General features: G+C 71.8%; 22 protein-coding genes. 17 read left to right on the forward strand and 5 right to left on the reverse strand.

The genetic code is table 11. The features are described from left to right. Window positions 1–65: 65 nt before the first annotated feature. From hxlB to BIU95_RS01765, 4 genes are all read left to right on the forward strand, one after another. Window positions 66–629, forward strand: coding sequence for a 6-phospho-3-hexuloisomerase (gene hxlB, locus BIU95_RS01750; protein WP_017887947.1), 564 nt, complete (start codon window positions 66–68; stop codon window positions 627–629). 11 nt (window positions 630–640) lie between these two features. Further along, window positions 641–1,267 carry a 3-hexulose-6-phosphate synthase gene (gene hxlA, locus BIU95_RS01755; protein ID WP_071250083.1) on the forward strand — a complete coding sequence of 209 codons (627 nt, stop codon included), beginning with the start codon at window positions 641–643 and terminating at the stop codon, window positions 1,265–1,267. A gap of 162 nt (window positions 1,268–1,429) precedes the next feature. Then, entirely contained in the window at window positions 1,430–1,936 is a 507-nt protein-coding gene (locus tag BIU95_RS01760; RefSeq protein ID WP_071250085.1) for a GNAT family N-acetyltransferase, read from the forward strand. Further along, window positions 1,933–2,655, forward strand: coding sequence for an alpha/beta hydrolase (locus BIU95_RS01765; RefSeq protein WP_071250087.1), 723 nt, complete (start codon window positions 1,933–1,935; stop codon window positions 2,653–2,655). Before BIU95_RS01760 ends, BIU95_RS01765 begins: the two co-directional genes overlap by 4 nt. A 71-nt stretch (window positions 2,656–2,726) precedes the next feature. On the opposite strand, the gene BIU95_RS01770 is transcribed toward BIU95_RS01765, so the two are convergent. Beyond that, a complete protein-coding gene (locus BIU95_RS01770) occupies window positions 2,727–4,082 on the reverse strand; it encodes an APC family permease (protein ID WP_071250089.1) in 1,356 nt (451 codons plus the stop codon). Window positions 4,083–4,283: 201 nt separating this feature from the next. Here BIU95_RS01770 and BIU95_RS01775 point away from each other — a divergent pair, with 201 nt between their 5' ends. From BIU95_RS01775 to BIU95_RS01785, 3 genes are all read left to right on the forward strand, one after another. Continuing rightward, the gene (locus BIU95_RS01775; protein WP_071250091.1) at window positions 4,284–5,069 is read left to right on the forward strand and encodes an HAD family phosphatase; all 786 of its coding nucleotides are present in this window, start codon (window positions 4,284–4,286) and stop codon (window positions 5,067–5,069) included. Window positions 5,070–5,142: 73 nt separating this feature from the next. Continuing rightward, the gene (locus tag BIU95_RS01780; protein WP_071250093.1) at window positions 5,143–7,653 is read left to right on the forward strand and encodes a glycoside hydrolase family 65 protein; all 2,511 of its coding nucleotides are present in this window, start codon (window positions 5,143–5,145) and stop codon (window positions 7,651–7,653) included. Between the two features lie 187 nt (window positions 7,654–7,840). After that, entirely contained in the window at window positions 7,841–8,608 is a 768-nt protein-coding gene (locus BIU95_RS01785; protein ID WP_017887954.1) for an SDR family NAD(P)-dependent oxidoreductase, read from the forward strand. Between the two features lie 107 nt (window positions 8,609–8,715). Here the strand turns inward: BIU95_RS01785 and BIU95_RS01790 are convergent, their stop codons facing one another. Both BIU95_RS01790 and BIU95_RS01795 read right to left on the reverse strand, forming a co-directional pair. Next, window positions 8,716–9,231 (reverse strand): DUF1697 domain-containing protein, encoded by a 516-nt coding sequence (locus BIU95_RS01790; protein WP_071250396.1) that lies wholly within the window; start codon window positions 9,229–9,231, stop codon window positions 8,716–8,718. Window positions 9,232–9,257: 26 nt separating this feature from the next. Then, complete coding sequence (locus tag BIU95_RS01795) at window positions 9,258–9,524, reverse strand: hypothetical protein (RefSeq protein WP_017887956.1); 267 nt, start codon at window positions 9,522–9,524, stop codon at window positions 9,258–9,260. Between the two features lie 133 nt (window positions 9,525–9,657). On the opposite strand from BIU95_RS01795, the gene BIU95_RS01800 reads away from it, so the two are divergent. Further along, the gene (locus tag BIU95_RS01800; protein WP_017887957.1) at window positions 9,658–10,110 is read left to right on the forward strand and encodes a hypothetical protein; all 453 of its coding nucleotides are present in this window, start codon (window positions 9,658–9,660) and stop codon (window positions 10,108–10,110) included. 204 nt (window positions 10,111–10,314) lie between these two features. Here BIU95_RS01800 and BIU95_RS01805 read toward each other — a convergent pair whose 3' ends face one another. Continuing rightward, complete coding sequence (locus tag BIU95_RS01805) at window positions 10,315–11,790, reverse strand: NCS2 family permease (protein ID WP_042537544.1); 1,476 nt, start codon at window positions 11,788–11,790, stop codon at window positions 10,315–10,317. 157 nt (window positions 11,791–11,947) lie between these two features. Between BIU95_RS01805 and folE the strand changes: the two genes are divergently transcribed. The 5 genes from folE to BIU95_RS01830 all read left to right on the forward strand — a co-directional run bounded on the left by folE (window position 11,948) and on the right by BIU95_RS01830 (window position 15,923). Next, window positions 11,948–12,559, forward strand: coding sequence for a GTP cyclohydrolase I (gene folE / locus BIU95_RS01810; protein ID WP_042537542.1), 612 nt, complete (start codon window positions 11,948–11,950; stop codon window positions 12,557–12,559). Beyond that, complete coding sequence (gene folP / locus BIU95_RS01815) at window positions 12,556–13,506, forward strand: dihydropteroate synthase (RefSeq protein WP_235517676.1); 951 nt, start codon at window positions 12,556–12,558, stop codon at window positions 13,504–13,506. The genes folE and folP overlap by 4 nt, the downstream gene beginning before the upstream one ends. Then, on the forward strand, window positions 13,503–14,252 hold the full coding sequence (locus BIU95_RS01820) for a pyrimidine reductase family protein (RefSeq protein WP_254783244.1): 750 nt from the start codon (window positions 13,503–13,505) through the stop codon (window positions 14,250–14,252). Before folP ends, BIU95_RS01820 begins: the two co-directional genes overlap by 4 nt. A gap of 24 nt (window positions 14,253–14,276) precedes the next feature. Next, on the forward strand, window positions 14,277–14,930 hold the full coding sequence (locus BIU95_RS01825) for an HAD-IA family hydrolase (protein WP_071250096.1): 654 nt from the start codon (window positions 14,277–14,279) through the stop codon (window positions 14,928–14,930). 450 nt (window positions 14,931–15,380) lie between these two features. Next, on the forward strand, window positions 15,381–15,923 hold the full coding sequence (locus BIU95_RS01830; protein ID WP_031259152.1) for a type 1 glutamine amidotransferase domain-containing protein: 543 nt from the start codon (window positions 15,381–15,383) through the stop codon (window positions 15,921–15,923). 115 nt (window positions 15,924–16,038) lie between these two features. Here BIU95_RS01830 and BIU95_RS01835 read toward each other — a convergent pair whose 3' ends face one another. Then, window positions 16,039–16,626, reverse strand: a complete 588-nt coding sequence (locus tag BIU95_RS01835) for a hypothetical protein (protein WP_056072099.1) — start codon at window positions 16,624–16,626, stop codon at window positions 16,039–16,041. Between the two features lie 267 nt (window positions 16,627–16,893). Here BIU95_RS01835 and BIU95_RS01840 point away from each other — a divergent pair, with 267 nt between their 5' ends. The 4 genes from BIU95_RS01840 to BIU95_RS01855 are packed head-to-tail and all read left to right on the forward strand — an operon-like array spanning window position 16,894 to window position 19,532. Continuing rightward, on the forward strand, window positions 16,894–18,477 hold the full coding sequence (locus tag BIU95_RS01840; protein WP_071250097.1) for an Ada metal-binding domain-containing protein: 1,584 nt from the start codon (window positions 16,894–16,896) through the stop codon (window positions 18,475–18,477). Then, window positions 18,474–18,986, forward strand: coding sequence for a methylated-DNA--[protein]-cysteine S-methyltransferase (locus tag BIU95_RS01845; protein WP_071250098.1), 513 nt, complete (start codon window positions 18,474–18,476; stop codon window positions 18,984–18,986). Before BIU95_RS01840 ends, BIU95_RS01845 begins: the two co-directional genes overlap by 4 nt. 28 nt (window positions 18,987–19,014) lie before the next feature. Beyond that, the gene (locus BIU95_RS01850) at window positions 19,015–19,275 is read left to right on the forward strand and encodes a type II toxin-antitoxin system prevent-host-death family antitoxin (RefSeq protein WP_071250100.1); all 261 of its coding nucleotides are present in this window, start codon (window positions 19,015–19,017) and stop codon (window positions 19,273–19,275) included. Then, window positions 19,272–19,532, forward strand: a complete 261-nt coding sequence (locus tag BIU95_RS01855) for a type II toxin-antitoxin system RelE/ParE family toxin (protein WP_071250103.1) — start codon at window positions 19,272–19,274, stop codon at window positions 19,530–19,532. The genes BIU95_RS01850 and BIU95_RS01855 overlap by 4 nt, the downstream gene beginning before the upstream one ends. Window positions 19,533–19,535: the final 3 nt, after the last annotated feature.

A 19,535-nucleotide genomic window follows, 5' to 3' on the forward strand; every position in this document is an offset into this window, starting at 1 on the left:
TGGGATGGGACCCCTGCCGGGGCGGGTAGCGGCGCGCAGGGTCCGCTGACGGAAGGATCGTCGTCATGGCAGCAACCACCGTCTCCGCAGCGCTCGACCTGGTCGTCCGCGAGGTCGGCGACCTGGCGGCCCGCCTCGACGACGCTCCCGCACAGCGTGCACTCGACCTGATCGAGGGCGCCGACCGGGTGTTCGTCCACGGCGCCGGTCGCTCCGGCCTCGCCCTCCGCATGACCGCAATGCGCCTCATGCACCTGGGGCTCGACGCGCACGTCGTGGGCGAGGTCACCACCCCGGCCATCCGGCAGGGTGACCTGCTCCTCGTCGCGAGCGGTTCCGGGACGACCACCGGCATCGTGCAGGCCGCGCGCACCGCGCACGAGGTCGGGGCATCCGTCGTGGCGCTCTCGACCACCGACGACTCCCCGCTCTCCGAGCTGGCGGACGTCACGATCGTGCTGCCCGCCGCGACGAAGACCGACCGCTCCGGCACCGCCTCGGCCCAGTACGCCGGTGGCCTCTTCGAACAGGCGGTCGCCCTGGTGGGCGACGCCGTGTTCCACGCCCTGTGGGCCCGAGGCGGGCAGTCCGCCGACGACCTCTGGCCCCGTCACGCCAACCTCGAATGAAAGGCACACCCATGCAGCTCCAGTTCGCCATGGACACCCTGACCACCGAAGCCGCCCTCGAGCTCGCCGCCGCGGCCGCGGCGCACGTCGACGTCCTCGAGCTCGGCACGCCCCTGATCAAGAGCGCCGGCCTGTCCGCCGTCACCGCGATCAAGGAAGCGCACCCCGACAAGATCGTGTTCGCCGACCTCAAGACCATGGACGCCGGTGAGCTCGAGGCCGACATCGCCTTCTCGGCGGGTGCCGACCTGGTCACCGTCCTCGGTGTCGCCGGCGACTCGACGATCGTCGGCGCCGTCAAGGCCGCGAAGAAGCACGGCAAGGGCATCGTCGTCGACCTGATCGGCGTCTCCGACAAGGCCGCCCGTGCCCGCGAGGTCGTCGCACTCGGCGCCGAGTTCGTCGAGGTCCACGCCGGGCTCGACGAGCAGGCAGAAGAGGGCTTCACCTTCTCGACCCTGCTCGACGCCGGCAAGGACTCGGGCGTCCCGTTCTCGATCGCGGGCGGCGTGAACGCGTCCTCGGTCGCCTCGGTGCAGGAGGCCGGTGCCCGCATCGCCGTCGCCGGCAGCGCGATCTACAGCGCCTCGGACGTCGGCGCAGCCGCCGCCGAGATCCGCGCCGCCATCAAGGCGTAGTCCCGGTCGCCCTTCCCGGGCGACGGCCGACGAGTGAGCAGAAGACGTCGGGTGCGACCACCGCACCCGACGTCTTCTGCGCACTGGATGCGGGACCCTGCCGGTCCCGCCCTGCCGGTCCCGCCCTGCCGGTCGCACCCCGCTCCGCGGTACCGTCGGGACGTGGGGATCGAACTGCGCCGCGTGACCGCCGACGACTGGGAAGCGTGGCGACCCGTGCGCCTCCGCGCCCTCGCCGACGCCCCGCACGCCTTCGGCTCGACGCTGCAGGACTGGGTGGACGCCCCCGAGCACCGGTGGCGCACCCGCCTGTCGATCCCGGGAGCGCTCGACCTGCTCGCGGTCGACACCGATGCCGACGGACCCGGCGCGGTCGTCGGGATGGCGAGCGGCGTCCCGCCCACCGACCCGGACGGCCCCGCCGAGCTCATCTCGATGTGGGTCGACCCGGCAGCGCGCGGCCGCGGCATCGCCCGTGCACTCATCGACGCGATCGCCACGTGGGCGGCTGCTACCGGAGCCACCGAACTCGAACTCTCGGTGCTGCCCGACAACGCCGTCGCCCGTCGCGCCGACGAGCACGTCGGCTTCAGCGCCCGCGACGAACCCGGCGATCCGTTGCCGGACGGCCGGACCGAGGTCCTGATGCGCCGTACGGTGGCCACATGAACCGAGCGCTGCGCTGGACCACCTGGATCGTCGCCGTCGTCGTCCTGCTCGCGGTGGTGTTCCTCGTGTGGGCGCACATCGTCATGCAGGGCACGCGCAGTGCCGCCCTGCAGGTCTGGCGTGACGACCGGATCGCGGTGCGGGACGCCGGTGACTCGGTGGTGATGACCCCGACCGGCCAGGCCGACGGGGTCGGGATCGTGTTCATCCCCGGTGCGAAGGTGGATCCCTACGCCTACATGGCGACGTTCCGGCAGGTGGTCGCCAACGGCACGACGGTCGTCATCACGAAGCCGACGCTCAACCTGGCGTTCTTCGACACCCGGCCGCTCGCCACGTTCGAGGCCCACGCCCCCTCGGTCACGCGCTGGGCCGTCGGCGGGCACTCCCTCGGCGGGGTCCGTGCGTGCCAGCTCGCCCAGGATGCCGACGGTCTGCTGCTCTTCGGCAGCTACTGCGCGAACGACATCAGCCGCTCGTACATCGACGTGCTGAGCGTCTCCGGTTCGCGTGACGGCCTGTCGACGCCGGCCAAGGTCGACGCCGCGCGGGACAAGCTGCCGTCGACCGCCACCATGACCGAGATCCAGGGGGCGAACCACGCCGACTTCGGTGCCTACGGCGACCAGCCGGGCGACCGGACGGCGACCATCAGCCGTGCTGATGCCCGGCAGCAGATCTCGGACGCGGTCGAGGCCTGGGTGCGCGACCTGCGCTGACTCCGCGCGCCGACCGGCGGACGCACCACGGGCCTCCAGACGGTCTGCCTGGAGGCCCGTGGTGCGCGACGTCAGTGGATCACGCCCGCCTCGTGGTCGCGTCCGGAACGGCGCCCGGTGAACCGGGCGATGAAGTAGAGCACCACGCCGACGGCGAGCAGGATCGCGGCGTAGAGCCAGACCTGGCCGCTCTGCTGCGTGAGCAGCAGGACGCACGACAGCACCCCGAGCACCGGGACGAAGGTCCAGACCCGGAAGTGGTCGTGCTCGACGTGGTCGCGGCGGAGCACCAGGACAGCGACGTTCGTGCTGATGAACACGAAGAGCAGCAGGAGCACGACGGTCTCGGCCAGCACGCCCACGTCACCCACCAGGGTCAGGAGCATCGCGACGACCGTCGTGGCGACGATCGCGGTCCACGGGGTCTTCCGGTTCGGCAGGACCTTCGCGAGCAGGGCGGGCAGGAGCCGCTGCTCGGCCATGCCGTAGGTCACGCGGCTCGCCATGATCATCGTGAGCAGCGCGCCGTTCGCGACGGCGACCAGGGCGATGAGGCTGAAGACCCAGTCAGGGATCGGGACGCCGGTGGCGGAGACGACCGCGAGCAGCGGGCCGCTGGACTCGGACAGCTCGGACGCGGGCAGGGCGATCGCGCTGGCGAGGGCGACGAGGACGTAGACGACACCGGCCGTGGCGAGGGCGCCGAACAGGGCCTTCGGGTAGACGCGGCGGGGGTCGCGGACCTCTTCGGCGATGTTGGCGGACGTCTCGAAGCCGACGAACGAGTAGTAGGCGACGATCGCGGCGCTCAGCGTCGCCAGGGCCGGGTTCGCCTCGGACGGGAACGCGCCGATGCGCGAGACGTCGCCGCCGCCCCCGCCGAGCATCACGGCCACGACGACGACCACGATGACGAGGCCGGAGACCTCGATGACCGTCATCACGACGTTGCTCCTGAGCGAGTCGGAGATGCCGCGGGCGTTCAGGCAGGCGATCAGGGCGAGGAAGACGATCGCGGTGGGCACCGGAGGCAGGTCGACGAAGGTGCCGAGGTAGTCGCCGGCGAAGGCGAGTGACAACCCGGCGGCGCTCGTGACACCGGCGGCGAGCATGCTGAAGCCGACCAGGAACGAGACGATCGGCGTCTTGTAGGCCCGTTCGGCGAAGACCGCGGCACCGCCCGCCTTCGGGTACTTCGTCACGAGTTCGGCGTACGACCCCGCGGTGAGCAGGGCCAGCAGGAGCGCGAGCACCAACGGTGCCCAGAGCGCTCCGCCGACGTCCTCCGCCAGGGTCCCCATCAACGCGTAGATGCCGGCGCCGAGCACGTCGCCCAGGATGAAGAGGAACAGCAGCGGGCCGGTGATCGCCTGGCGGAGCTTCGACTGCGAGCCGTCGTGGGGTGCGGCGGTGGTGTCGCTGGTCATGGAGGTGCCTTTCGTCCGGGTCAGCGTGCCGGGGTGTGTCTCGGAGGCCTCACAGGTGCGCCGCGGAGGGGGTTCCCCCTGCACAGTGCAGCCCCTGGTGAACTCTCTCCACAGCGTGCGGCGCGTCGGGACCCGGCACCTGGAGCGGTCCTAGACTCGTCGGGAGCCACACGTCCACCACCAGTCCCCGGAGGACCGCAGATGACGACGCAGGACCAGCGCACGCCCGCTCGACTCAGTGACCAGCGAGCGCTCCTGTTCGACCTCGACGGCGTGCTCACCCCCACCGCCGACGTGCACATGCGGGCCTGGAGCCGGCTCTTCACGCCGTACCTCGAAGCGCACGGGGTCGCGCCGTACACCGAGCAGGACTACTTCACGTACATCGACGGCAAGCCCCGGTACGACGGCGTGCGCTCGCTGCTCGAGTCGCGTGGCATCGACCTGCCGCAGGGCACCCCGGACGACGCGCCCGACACCGACACGGTGTGCGGGCTCGGCAACCGGAAGAACGCGGAGTTCACGGCCGAGCTCGACGAGCACGGTGTCGAGCCCTACCCGGGCTCGCTGCGGTTCCTGACCGCCGCGATCGACGCCGGTCTGTCCGTCGCGGTCGTCTCGAGCTCGGCGAACGCCACCTCGGTGCTCCGGACCGCGGGCATCCTCGACCGGTTCCCGGTGGTCGTCGACGGGCTCGTCGCGCGCCAGGACGGCCTGACCGGCAAGCCGGCACCCGACACCTACCTCGACGCGGCAACCCGGTTCGGGCTCACCGCCGCCGAGTGCGCCGTGGTGGAAGACGCGACGAGCGGGGTCGAAGCCGGCCGCAACGGTTCGTTCGGTCTGGTCATCGGTGTCGACCGCGGCGCCGGGGCGGACGCCCTGCGCGAGCACGGTGCCGACGTCGTGGTGTCCGACCTCGCCGAACTCCTCGACGACCTGCCCGCACCGGTCGCCAGCACCAGCACCAGCACCAGCACGACGTAGGCCACCCGGCCGGGCGCTCCCTGCCTGCCCGCCGCACCGACGTACCCATCTCCCTCCCTTCCCACGGAGCAGCATGAACCCCATCACCTCGGACCCCCTCGACCGCGTCCGCTACCCGATCGACGAGTGGGCCCTCGTCGAGACCGAGTACACCCCCGACGAGCAGGGCGTCGCCGAGACGAACTTCGCTGTCGGCAACGGGTACCTCGGCCTGCGCGGCAACCTCGACGAAGGCCGTGGCGGCGTGCAGTACGGCACGTACGTCAACGGCTTCCACGAGACCTGGCCGATCCGGCACGCGGAAGACGCCTTCGGCTTCGCGAAGACCGGGCAGACGATCATCAACGCGCCCGACGCCAAGGTCATCCGCCTCTACGTCGACGACGAGCCCCTGGTGCTGGCCGAGGCCGACATCCTGCGGCACACGCGTCGGTTGGAGTTCCGTGGCGGGTACCTGTTCCGCGAGACCGAGTGGTCGACGCCGTCCGGCAAGCGGGTCCTCATCCGGTCGCGCCGGCTCGTGTCGTTCACCGACCGGCACCTCGCCGTCATCGACTACGAGGTCACCGTGCTCGACGCGGACGCCTCGATCCTGCTGTCCAGCCAGATCCTCAACCGCCAGGACGTGCAGGACGAGTACCACGCCGGCATGCGGGCCGCGGCGAACGCCTTCGACCCCCGCAAGGCCGAGTCGTTCACCGAGCGGGTGCTCGTGCCGAAGGTCAAGCGCAGCACCGGTGACCGTTCGGTCCTCGGGTACCAGGCGTCCAGCTCCGGCATGACGATCTGCGTCGGCGTCGAGCACCACATCGAGACCGAGAACAGCTGGGACGAGTCGTCGTCGATCGAGGACGACCTGGCGAAGCACGTCTACCGGGTGCAGGCCCGCGCCGGTCAGCCCATCCGCCTCGTGAAGCACGTGGTCTACCACACCTCGCGCGGCGTGCCCGTGCGTGAGCTCGCCGACCGGTGCGAGCGCACGCTCGACCGCGCACACGCCGAGAACGTCGACGAGACCTTCGCGAAGCAGCGCGAGTGGCTCGACGACTACTGGGCACGCAGCGACGTCGAGATCAGTGGCCAGCCCGCGATCCAGCAGGCCGTGCGGTGGAACCTGTTCCAGCTCGCGCAGGCCACGGCCCGCACCGACGGCCACGGCATCGCCGCGAAGGGCGTCACCGGCTCCGGCTACGGCGGCCACTACTTCTGGGACATGGAGATCTACGTCCTGCCGTTCCTGTCGTACACGGCGCCGATCGTTGCCCGGAACGCCCTGCGCTTCCGCTACAACATGCTCGACGCGGCACGGGCGCGAGCCCGCGAGCTGAACCAGCGCGGGGCGCTGTTCCCGTGGCGGACCATCAACGGCGAGGAGTCCAGCGCGTACTACGCCGCCGGCACCGCGCAGTACCACATCGACGCCGACATCGCCCATGCACTCATGCAGTACGTGCGGGCATCGGGCGACCGTGAGTTCCTGAAGCGCGGCGCCATCGACGTGCTCGTGGAGACCGCCCGACTCTGGGCCGACCTCGGGTTCTGGCGGTCCAACGGCGACAAGAAGTTCCACATCGACGGCGTCACCGGACCGGACGAGTACACGACCGTCGTCGACGACAACCTCTACACGAACGTGATGGCGCGTGCGAACCTGTGGTTCGCCGTCAACGCCTGCCGCGAGCTCGCCGCCGACGACGCCGAAGAGTACGACCGCATGGTGCGCCGGACCGGCCTGCGCCCCGACGAGCTCGTCGAGTGGGAGCACGCCGCCGAGTCGATGGAGATCCCCTTCGACCCGCACCGCGGCATCCACCCGCAGGACGCCCAGTTCCTCGACAAGGAACTCTGGGACCTCGAGAACACCCCCGACTCCAAGCGCCCGCTGCTGCTCCACTACCACCCGCTGGTGATCTACCGGTTCCAGGTGCTCAAGCAGGCCGACGTCGTGCTCGCACTGTTCCTGCAGGGGCACGAGTTCACGGCGGCCGAGAAGCGTCGCGACTTCGACTACTACGACGCACTCACCACCGGTGACTCCACGCTGTCGGCGGTCGTGCAGTCGATCATGGCGGCCGAGGTCGGCTACCACGACCTCGCCGACCAGTACTTCCAGACCGCGCTCTACGTCGACCTGGCGGACCTGCACGGCAACACCTCGGACGGCGTGCACATCGCGTCGACCGGTGGCATCTGGGGTGCGCTGGTCAACGGCTTCGGCGGCATGCGCGACCACGGTGGCCGGATGACCTTCAACCCGCGGCTGCCGAAGCACTGGGACCGTCTGTCCTACCGCCTGACGGTGCGCGGCTCGCGGGTGCGGATCGACCTGGAGCAGGACACCATGACGCTCACGGTCGAGACCGGTGCGGGCTTCACCGTGTGGGTGCACAACCAGCAGTGGGACATCGAGGCGGGGGAGCCCACCGTGGTGCCGCTGCCGCACCACGGGCCGCGGATGTCCGGGCACGCTCCGACCACGAGCGACATCCAGGGCACGCTGCGGGCGGACGGCTCGGTGATCACCGCGTCGATCCCGACGATCTCGCTCGAGCGCGACTTCGACCTGGACGAGACGACCGCCTGACACCGGTTCCTCCGCCCGTGGTCACACGTCGCCCCGGTCCCGCCTCGCGGTGCCGGGGTGACGTGCACCGCGGGGTGCTCCCGGCACCTCCGAACGCGTTCAGTCGCCCCCGGGCACCGTGGTCTGCCGTGCCCTTCGGGTCGATGGCGTCTCCCCGGGCACGGTTCGTGCAACGAGAGGAGACATCATGGGCAACCGGTTCGAGGGCAAGGTCGCGATCGTCACGGGCGCGGGTTCGGGCATCGGCGCAGCGACGGCGCGCGCGTTCGTCGACGAGGGTGCGTCCGTCGTGCTGACCGACAGCGTCGAGGAGAAGGTCCGCACGGTGGGAGACTCCCTGCCGACCGACCGTGTCGTCTCCCTGCACGCCGACGTGGCGAGCCCGGAGGACTGGGAGACCGTCGTCTCCGCGGCGATCGACCGCTTCGACCGGCTCGACGTCCTGGTGAACAACGCCGGGACCTTCAGCTCGGGCGACATCACCGACATCAGCACGGCCGAGTGGCGCCGCGTCATCGAGACCGACCTGTCCGGGGTGTTCTACGGCACCCGGGCAGCGTTGCCGTTCCTGCGCGAGACGAAGGGTTCGATCGTCAACACGTCGTCGGTCTCCGGTGAGGACGCCGACTGGCGGATGAGCCCGTACAACGCGGCGAAGGGCGGCGTCACGAACTTCACGAAGGCGGCCGCGCTCGACAACGGGCAGTTCGGCGTCCGCGTGAACGCCGTCGCTCCGGGACTCATCTGGACCGACCTGACCCAGGAGCAGGCCGAGGACGAGGCCCTGCAGTCGAAGTTCGAGGAGCGGATCGCGCTCGGCCGTGGGGGTCGCTCCGCCGAGGTCGCCGAGGCGATCCTGTTCCTGGCCAGCGACGCTGCGTCGTTCATCACGGGCGCGGTCCTGCCGGTGGACGGCGGCACCATGGCGAGCAACGGGCAGCCTCCGCAGGCCTGAGCCTCCGCCGCGTCGGCGGAGATTCGGCCCGGCGGACACTTCGGGCGGTCAGGAACGCCCGGATCGTCCGCGGGAGCGAGTCTCGGCCCGCTTCGAGTGCACGAGCGTCACAGGAGCTTCCGCAGGGTGTTCGTGTTGCGGGTCGTCGTCGTGCGCTTGAAGCGTGCGGCGCCGGCCCGCTTGGCGAACACCGTGTCGGTGCTCGACCCCTTCGGGCACGACCAGTAGACGACGCCGTTCCCACGGGCGACCTGCTCGACCGCGTCGTCGAACTCGAGGTCGGCCACCAGGGCGTCGAGCGCTGCATCCTCGGACCCGAACACGACGTAGTCGTGCCGATCGTCGTCACGCGCGAAGGGGAACCCGTCGACGACAGCGGCGAGGTCGTCGTGCCGGACGAGCACGATCCATGCGTCGTACCCGAACCGGTCGCGCAGCCCCTGCTCGATCGACGTCTTGAGCCGTCCGGCGGGCACGTCGGCTGCGAACACGACGTTGCCCGAGGCGAGCACGGTGCGCACGTCGTCGAACCCGAGCCCCCGGAAGAGTTCCGCGAGTTCGGCGCTCCGGATCGTGACGCCGTTCACGTTGACCCCGCGCAGCAGCGCCACCCACCTGTCCATGTCCGGACGGTAGCGGTCCGAGCTGCTCACGTCCACGTCCGGGCCACGCCCCAACCAGAGCCCTGCGGAACGATGTCGACCACCAGCGCCTCACCGTCGTCGTCGCTGGTCGCCTGGAACCGCCAGCCCACGGTGCGCTCGGGTGCGTGCGTGATCGCGGTCGGCAGTTCGGCGCGCGTCACGGTCAGCCGCGTGGGGGTGTCGCTCACCCGCCAACGCCGTCCGGCCCACACCAGTCGGGTCGGCGTGCCCTCGGACCACCACACCGTGGCGGCCGTTTCGGTGATCATCATCGGGTCTCCTCGTTCGAACGTGTGTTCGAATGGTAGGTGTCGACCTCTGACGTCGCAACCACCGGCAGTGGACCTCGGCGGGTCGTGGACGAACCCCTCGAACGACGCAGCAACCCTCGTGTAGACGGGACCCATGACGAACGACGCACAGGGCCCCGACGCACAGCACCAGGTTCCCGAGGGGGTGTCCGAGGCCACGGTCGAGGCGCTCGGCAGCCTGTCCGCCGCGGTCGAGGTCATCGAGCACGCCCGTGGCCTGCTCTACGGGTTCCACCGCCTGACCGGCACCGCCGACCTGAACCTCGGTGAAGCGGTCGAGCAGCTCCGGAAGGCCGGACACACCGAACTCGCCGAGCGCATCGACACCGAACTCGTGGGCCGCAACGTCATCGCGGGCCGCTGGACGTTCCAGATCGTGGAGGACTACGACGACGGCTACTACGCCCTCGCCAAGGAGCTCGAGCGCACCGCGCGGGACGAGCTCGTGCAGGGCCGCCGCCACCTGTTCGAGGCGGGCATGAAGGAAGACCGACGCACCCAGGACCAGCGCCACCACGAGGCGACGCCGAGCGACCTGCCGGACTGAGCACGGGCCTCCAGGCCGACGCGGCCGACGCCGCAGACGCGGCCGACGGAAGACGCCGGCGTCCTGCGGAAGACGCCGGCGTCATCCGGACACGCCGCGGAAACGTCGAGACGCCGCCGGATTCGGCGGCGTCTCGATGACACGACGGCGTCTTGCGCCGGACCCCGATCAGCAAGGCCCAGCAGCAAGGCCCCGCAGCAAGCCTCAACCGACGCCGAGCATCGTCTCCAGCGGCCCCCGCGCGAAGTACAGCAGGAAGCCCGCGGCGACGACGTAGAGCAGCCACGAGACCTCGCGGCCACGGCCGGACAGCAGCTTGATGAGCACCCAGCTGATGAAGCCGGCACCGATGCCGTTCGCGATCGAGTAGGTCAGCGGCATGACGACGATCGTCAGGAACGCCGGCAGGGCCGAGCCGAAGTCCGACCACGAGATGTCCGCGACCTGCGCGACCATGAGCGCACCGACGACGACGAGCCCGGCGGCGGCGACCTCGAGCGGGACGACCTGGGTGAGCGGCGTGAGGAACATCGACGCCAGGAACAGCAGCCCGGTGACGACCGAGGCCATGCCCGTGCGGGCACCCTCGCCGATGCCGGAGGCCGAGTCGATGAAGACGGTGTTCGACGACACCGACGCGCCACCACCGGCGATCGCGCCGACGCCCTCGACGACGAGCGCCGACTTCAGGCGGGGGAACGTGCCGTCCGGCTTCGCGACACCGGCGGCCTTGGCCAGCCCCGTCATGGTGCCCATCGCGTCGAAGAAGTTCGTGAACACGAGGGTGAAGACGAGCATCGACGCGGCGAGCGGGCCGATGCGGGTGAAGGCGCCGACGACGTCGGCGTGGCCGACGAGCGACAGGTCCGGCACGGCGAACAGTGCGCTCGGCAGACCGGGGGCGTTGAGGTTCCAGCCGGTCTTCGAGTCGACCGAGGTCGGCACCTGGAAGATCGCCTGCAGGATGATCGCGATGATCGTGGTCGCGACGATGCCGATGAGCAGCGCACCCTTGACCCGGCGGGCCATGAGCGTGCCGATGATGATCAGGCCGATCAGGAACACGACGGTCGGCAGGGCGCCGACGGAGCCGTCCTCACCGAGCTGCAGCGGCGGCGACGGGTTCCCGGAGGACCGCACGAAGCCGGAGTCGACGAGCCCGATGAACGCGATGAACAGGCCGATGCCGACGGTGATCGCGGCTTTCAGCTGAGCCGGGACGGCGGTGAAGATCATCGTCCGGATGCCCGTCAACGCGAGGATCACGATGATCACGCCGTTGATGACGACCAGGCCCATCGCCTCGGCCCAGGTGACCTGGTGCACGACGCTGACAGCGAGGAACGAGTTGATCCCGAGCCCCGCGGCGATGCCGAACGGCAGGTTCGCGATGATGCCCATCGCGATGGTCATGACGCCGGCGACGAGGCCGGTCGCCGCCGCCACCTGAGCGTTCTCGAGCCACCCGCCGTTGACGTCCTTCGCGGCCTGGTCGGCGCTGAACCCACCGAGGATGAGGGGGTTCAGGATCACGATGTAGGCCATTGTGACGAACGAGACGAGGCCACCGCGGACCTCGCGGGGGATCGACGATCCGCGTTGCGTGATGGAGAAGAATCGATCGAGGCCGGTCGCGAAGCGGTTCCGGGGCGTGGTGTCGGTCTGCGGGGCGCTCACCACGAGAGTTTAAAGGACGCTGGGTTTCGGGCGTGTCACACCGGTCTCACAGGTTCCGGCGGCCGGGAGGCCCGTCCCACGCGGGTCGCGCACGTCGCGCTGGGTGTCTGCCCGCGTTCTCCGGCCAGGGCTGGTGTTGGATGAGCGGGTGACGTCACACATGGACCGCGCCCGTGTGGAGGCCGCCGTCCGCGAGCTGCTGCTCGCCATCGGCGAGGACCCCGACCGCCCGGAACTCACCCGCACCCCCGCCCGGGTCGCCGACTCGTACTCCGAGTTCTTCTCCGGGATCGGCACCGATGCGGTCGCGATCGCCCGGGACGGCACCGTGCACGCCGAGGACGGCGAACGCGGTCGGCTCGTCATCGTCCGCGACGTGAAGTTCCGATCCGTCTGCGAGCACCACCTGCTGCCGTTCCTCGGGGTCGCGCACCTGGCGTATGCCCCGGGGGAACGGCTCATCGGCCTCGGCACGCTGGCACGGGTGCTCGACGCGGTGGCCTCCCGCCCGCAGCTGCAGGAGCGGCTCGGTGAACAGGTCACCGCGACCATCGCCGAGGGCCTCGGCGCCGAGGGTGTCCTGGTGGTCCTCGACGCGCAGCACCAGTGCGTGACGACGCGTGGGGAGCGCCAGACCGGTTCGACGACGGTGACGGTCGCGGCGACCGGCTCGCTGGCCGACACCGCGGGACGGGCCGAGGCGATCGCGCTCATCGGCGCGGGGCGTGGGACCGATGCCGCGGGTGCGGCGACTGCCGAGGCGGGCGCATGACCGGCCTCCCGCACGTCTCGGGCGAACACGCCGCGGGCGGACCCGACGCGGCCGGACCCGGCTGGGTCGTGCCGGACCTGCGGCACCCGGTCCGGACGTTCGGACGCCGCACCATCGACTTCGACCACCGCATCGCCGTGATGGCGATCGTGAACCGCACCCCGGACTCGTTCCACGACCGCGGCGCCACCTTCGAGCTCGACCGGGCCGTCGCCGCCTCGGTCCGCGCAGCCGAGCAGGGTGCCGACTGGGTCGACATCGGCGGCGTGAAGTTCGCACCCGGCCCGGAGCTGCCCGCGTCCGACGAGATCGACCGGGTCGTCCCCGTCGTCGAGCAGCTCGCCCAGCAGTCCGACGTCGTCATCAGCGTCGACACCTTCCGACCCGAGGTCGCCGCGGCGGCGATCGCAGCCGGCGCGACCGTCGTCAACGACACCACCGGCCTGTCCGACCCGCGGATGGCCGCCGTGGTCGCCGACTCCGAGGCCACCGTCGTCATCACGCACTCGCTCGCCGAACCCCGTCGTCCCCTGCCGGCCCCACCGCAGTACGCCGACATCGCGGGCGAGGTCGTCGCGTTCCTGCGCGAACGGGTCGACCGGGCGCTCGCCGCGGGCATCCCGGAGTCGCGGATCATCGTCGACCCGGGCCACGACCTGCACAAGAACACCGTGCACACCCTCGAGATCACCCGGCGCCTGCCCGAGGTCGTCGCCCTCGGCTACCCGGTGCTCGCCGCGGTGTCGAACAAGGACTTCGTCGGGGAGTCGCTCGGCCGCCCCCGCGGGGAACGGCTCTCCGGATCGCTCGCCGTCGCGACCGTGAGCGCGATGCTCGGCGCCCGGATCGTCCGCATGCACGACGTCGCCGAGAGCGTCGACGCGATGCGCATGGTCGAGGCCACCCTCGGATGGCGCACCCCCGTGGAATCGAGGCACAACACGTGACCGTCCTGCCCCCGTCGATCGCGGACCTGTCCGACGACGACCTGCTCGAGCTCTACACCGCCGACGTCGGGGATCCCTGGCTCCGGGTGAACTTCGTCGCGACGCTGGACGGCTCGGCCTCGGCCGCCGGGGTGTCCGGGTCGCTCGGCGGCGACGACGACCTGCGGGTCTTCGACCTGCTCCGCCGCGTGGCCGACGTCGTGCTCGTCGCCGCCGGCACCGTCCGTGACGAGGGCTACGGGCCGATGGTCCTGCACGACGCCGACGTTGCCTGGCGTCGGGCCCACGGCATGCCGGACCACCCCGTGTTCGCGATCGTCACCGGGTCGCTGTCGCTCGACCCGGCGTCGCGGGTCTTCACCGAGGCGCCGGTGCGGCCGATCGTCCTGACGTCGGCGACGGCGGCTGCCTCGGCGACGGCCCGGGCGCTCGCCGAGGTGGCCGACGTCGTGCCCTGCAGCGCGGACGACGCCCCCGACTCGGTGGACGCCGGACGGATCCGCGGTCTGCTGGCCGATCGTGGCCTCGGGACGATCCACTGCGAGGGTGGTCCGTCGTTCCTCGGGGCGCTCGTCGCCGCCGACGCCGTCGACGAGCTGACCCTGACGATCGACCCGTCGCTCGAGGGCGGGGAGGGGCCGCGCATCGCCCGCGGGTCGTCCCCGGAGCTCCGGCGGATGCGACCGGCGCACGTGCTGCTCGGCGCCGGCGACGTGCTGCTCACGCGGTACGTCCGGGCGCGCTGACCCCCTTGGGCTAGGGTCGGGCGCGTGATCGACATCGTGGCGTCCGGGGTCCTCTTCGACATGGACGGGACCCTCGTCGACTCGACCGCGGTGGTCGAGGCGACCTGGACCCGGTTCGGCCACGCGAACGGCATCGACCCCGACGAGATCCTCGCGTTCTCGCACGGACGGCAGGCGATCGACACCCTGCGGCGCTTCCTGCCCGACCTGCCCCTGGCCGAGCAGCAGCGGATCGCGGCGGAGCTCGTCGCCGAGGAGACCGCGAGCACCGAGGGCATCCTCGAGATCCCCGGCGCCGTCGCCTTCGTGCAGCGCCTCGTCGACCTCGGCGTCCCGGTCGCCCTCGTGACGAGCGCGCCCCGTGACCTCGCCGCGGGCCGGATGGCGGCCGCCGGGTTCGCCGTGCCCGAGGCCTTCGTCCCCTCGGAGGACGTCGAGCACGGCAAGCCCCACCCCGACGGCTACCTGCGCGGCGCCGCCCTGCTCGGTGTCGACCCCGCCGACTGCGTGGCGTTCGAGGACGCCCCCGCCGGCCTGGAGTCCGCCATCGCCTCCGGTGCGACCACGGTCGTCGTCGGTCCCCTCGAGCACCCTGTGACCGCCGGGCTGCACCGAGTGCACGGGTACGACGGGCTGACCGTCGAGCGCGACGGCGTCGCCTTCCGCATCCGGGGCTGAGCCCCGGCCGGTCAGGACACCCCGCCCGGCGTGCGCCGAGTGGTCGCGACCCGTCGGCTGCGCCGCCGCCAGCCGACACTTCGTGGCCACCGCGCGGACCTGAGCGGGGAGTTGCGACCGGCCGCGCTGTCGGCCTGGAGGCCCGTGGCGGGCCCGAACCGTGCCTCCCGTCCGCCCGTGGGCGCGTCCACGGCGCCCCGCCCGCCGTGCGCCGAGTGGTCGCGACCCGTCGGCTGCGCCGCCGCCAGCCGACACTTCGTGACCGCCGCGCGGACCTGAGCGGGGAGTTGCGACCGGTCGCCGTGCGACATGTCGTGACCGCCGGGCGGACCTGAGCGGGGTGTCGTGACCAGTCAGCCGGGCGCCGGACCGCTCCTGGAGGACTGCCCAGCCGACCCCGACGACCCTCGGGTGTGCGGCCGGAACGACCGGGCCGCGGAAGGAGCGATCATGGCAACCCTCGACGGCAAGAAGATCCTCGTCATCACGACGAACTACGGCGTGGAGCAGGACGAGATCGTCGTCCCCACCGAGCAGCTGCGCGAGCGCGGTGCCTCGGTGACCGTGGCGGCCAAGGAGACCGGCACGATCCAGACCCTGGTCGGCGACAAGGACCCGGGGCAGACCCTCGAGCCCGACACCACCCTCGCCGGTGTCGACGCGAACGACTTCGATGCCCTCGTCATCCCCGGTGGCACGATCAACGCCGACACGCTGCGCCAGGAGTCCCGCGCGGCGACGCTCGTGCAGGCCTTCGCCGAGGCGAGCAAGCCGGTCGCGGCGATCTGCCACGGCCCGTGGACCCTCGTCGAGGCGGGCGTGCTGTCCGGCAAGACCGTCACCTCGTTCCCGTCGCTGCAGACCGACCTGCGCAACGCCGGTGCCGAGTGGGTCGACCGGGAGGTCCAGGTCGACGGCGGCTTCATCACGTCCCGCACCCCGGACGACCTGCCGGCGTTCGTCGACGCGATCGAGAGCGCCCTCACCGCCTGAGCGCCTCGTCGCCGAGCCGAGTCTCGGCCGACCGGACACCGTGCGCCTCCGGCTGTCGACGAAGTGTCCGCCGGGCCGAGTCTCGGGTACGCCCGGGCGCCCGACGTCGCCGGCGTCAGCCGAGCGGCACGGGGCGGGCAGTGCGGAGCACCGCCGGACCGAGGGCGAGCACACCGTCGGACTCCGGATCGCACCGCGCGCCGCCCCGGCCGCGCATCGCCCGGAACGCACCGGGGGCCACCTCGTGGTCCATCCAGGCGCAGGGGTTCGCCGCACGGTAGCCACGGAACCGGACGGCACGACCGAGGTCGCCGCTGCCGCTGCCGTCGCCACCGGGGAGCAGGCTCTCCAACGAGAACGGCTGGCCCCGCAGCGCTTCGACGTCGGCGCCGCGCAGGAACACGTTCCGCCGGGTCGCGACGGGGTCGACGGTGGTGCCGATCGCCTGACCGACCGCCTCGAGCCCCTCGAGGCCGATCACGGTGACCGAGGCGTGCACGTGTGCCCGCGCGGCGAAGTAGCGGTCGCCGACGATCCCGAGCCCGGCCCGCAGCTCGATCCGGTCGCGCCGTTCGTCCGGGTCCGTCGACCGGGGTGGCAGCGCGCCGTCGGCGGGGCGCCCCTCGTACCGGTGCCGCGGTGAGACGAGCAGCAGTGCGATCTCGACCTCGGTCCGGAACGGCAGGTCGTCGAGCCCGGCCATGTCGTCTGCTGGGGTCACGCTGCCAACGCTAGCCGGGCCTCCCGGCCGTGCGCTGCCATGTCTGCCTGCTGTGACACGCCGTCGTGGCGCCGGGACGCCGGCTTCTTCGCGAGACGCCGCGTTCTCCGCGAGACGCCGCGGATTCCGGCGGCGTCTCACGCGGTCGGCGGCGTCTCGACGAGACGGCGGCGTCGTGGCCACCTGGCCCTGCGCTGCTCCGTCCGATTCCCGCCAGTCGACGTCGGTGGCGCGTGCCAGGCTGAGGCCATGACCAGCCCGGACACCGACGCGCAGCACGACGCGCTGCACGCCGAACGACACCGCGCCGTCGCCTCGCGCGACGCTCGGTTCGACGGCCAGTTCGTCACCGCCGTGCACTCCACCGGCATCTACTGCCGCCCGAGCTGCCCGGCCCGCACACCGAAGGTCACGGGCGTCACCTTCTACCGAACGAGTGCCGCAGCACACCTGGCCGGCTTCCGCGCCTGCAAGCGCTGCCTGCCCGAGGCGACCCCCGGCAGCCCCGAGTGGGACCTGCGCGAGGACGTCGCCGGACGGGCGATGCGCCTCGTCCTCGACGGCGTCGTCGAGCGCGACGGCGTCCCCGGGCTCGCCGCACGCGTGGGCTACTCGGAGCGGCAGCTCAACCGCATCATGACCGCCGAGCTGGGTGCCGGGCCGAAGGCGCTCAGTCGAGCACACCGCGCGCAGACGGCCCGCACCCTGCTCACCTCGTCGGACCTGCCCGTCGCCGACGTCGCGTTCGCCGCGGGGTTCGCCAGCGTCCGACAGTTCAACGACACCGTGCGCGAGGTCTTCGCCGTCACCCCGACCGAGCTCCGCGCACGCCGGGTCGGCCGAGGCGACGGCGACCCCGACGGCGCACTGCACGTCCACCTGCCGGCGCGCGCACCCTTCGACGCGCAAGGCCTGCTCGACTGGCAGGCGTTGCACGCCCTGCCGGGCACGGAGCAGGTGGACACCGACCCCACCGGCCGGGTCACGTCCTACGGGCGGCTGGTCGACCTGCCCGGAGGCCCGTCCTGGTTCAGCGCGTCGGCCGCCGTCCCCGACGGGGCCGGGCGGGGCACCGGGATCGACCTGCGCGTGCGCGTCGCCGACCTGTCCGACCTGCCGGCGCTCGTGGCGCGGGTGCGCGCCCTGTTCGACCTCGATGCCGACCCGGTGGCGGTCGACGCCGTCCTCGGAGCCGTGCCCGAGCTCGCCGGCCCCGTCGCACGGGTGCCCGGCCTGCGGCTGCCCGGCGCGGTGGACGCCCACGAGATCGTGTTCCGCACCCTGATCGGGCAGCAGGTCTCAGTGGCCGCGGCGCGCACCGCCCAGACCCGGCTCGTGGCCGCGCTCGGTGCGCCGGTGCCCGACGCGATCCGGCCCGGCGGGCTGCTGTTCCCGACCGCAGCGGTGGTCGCCGAACGCGGGCAAGAGGTCCTGCGCGGTCCGGCCGCGCGCGTCGACACGATCCTGCGGGTGGCTGCGGCGCTCGCCGACGGGTCCCTGGTGGTGGACGGCGCGCAGTCCCTCGGCGACCTGCGCGACGGACTGCTCGCGGTGAAGGGCATCGGGCCGTGGACCGCCGACTACGTCGCGCTGCGGATCCGGCACCACCCCGACATCTTCCTCCACAGCGACCTCGCCGTGCGGAACGGTGCACAGGAACTCGGGCTGCCCGGTACGGCGCGTGAGCTCTCCCTATGGTCGGAGCAGGTGGCCCCCTGGCGGAGCTACCTCACGATGCACTGCTGGCGACCGATCATCGACCGCGCGATGACCGCGACCGCCGGCACCCGTGCAGCCCGTGCCCCCGAGGACCCCCGGAAGGACGACCGATGACCGACGCAACCATCCAGACCCTGGACACCCCCGACGGGCCGTTCACCGTGCTCGAAGACGCCGAGGGCAGGGTCCTCGCCTCGGGGTGGACCGACTCCGTCGAGCGGATCCTCGCCCGCCTGGCCGACCGGCACCGCCCCGACCGCGTCCTCGACGGCGTGGTCGCCTCGGCCGAGGCGGTCGACGCCTTCTACTCGGGCGAGGTCGAGCACGCCATGCAGGTGCCCGTGCGGCAGTTCGGCACCGAACTCTTCACCGAGGGGTGGAGGCAGCTCCGCCGGATCCCCGCCGGCGGCACGCTGACCTACACCGGGTTCGCGGCGGCGGTGGGGCGACCGGACGCCGTGCGGGCGGCGGCGAGCGTGTGCGCCCGGAACGCCCCGGCACTGTTCGTCCCGTGCCACCGGGTGCTGCGCTCCGACGGCACGCTCGGGGGTTTCGCGTGGGGGCTCGACGTCAAGCGGTCCCTGCTCGAACGAGAGTCGGTCGGCACCACGGCACTCGTCTGAATTGTACAAAACGCTCTAGAATGTACAGGTGAGCGAAGTGTCGATCTCCGAAGCCCGTGGCCGTCTGGCGTCGATCATCGACGACGCCCGTCACGAACCCGTCTACCTGACCCGGCGCAACAAGCGCGTCGCGGCCGTGGTCGACGCGGCCGTCCTCGACCGGTTGCTCGAGGCGGCGGAGGACCTGGACGACCTGAAGGCGGTGGAAGAGGCCCGACTCGAGAACGAGCGCATCGGCGGCGAGAACGTCAAGTGGGAGGACCTCAGGCGCGAACTCGGTCTGGGATGACCTACGACATCGAGTTCGAGCCGAGTGCGGGGCGTGCCATCCGCAAACTGCCGCCCCATGCCCGACGACTCGTCGAAGGGGTTCTCGCGATCCTGGCTGACGAGCCACGTCCACCAGCGGCTCGTCGACTCGTCAACAGCCCGGAATGGCGTGTCCGGGTCGGTGACTACCGCGTGATCTACCTGATCGACGACGGGCGGCTCGTGGTCGTCGTCGTGCGCGCCGGGCACCGGCGCGAGGTCTACCGAGGTCGCTGAGAC

Source organism: Curtobacterium sp. MCBA15_007 (genome assembly GCF_001864905.1).
In the GTDB taxonomy this organism is placed as follows: Bacteria; Actinomycetota; Actinomycetes; order Actinomycetales; family Microbacteriaceae; genus Curtobacterium; species Curtobacterium poinsettiae.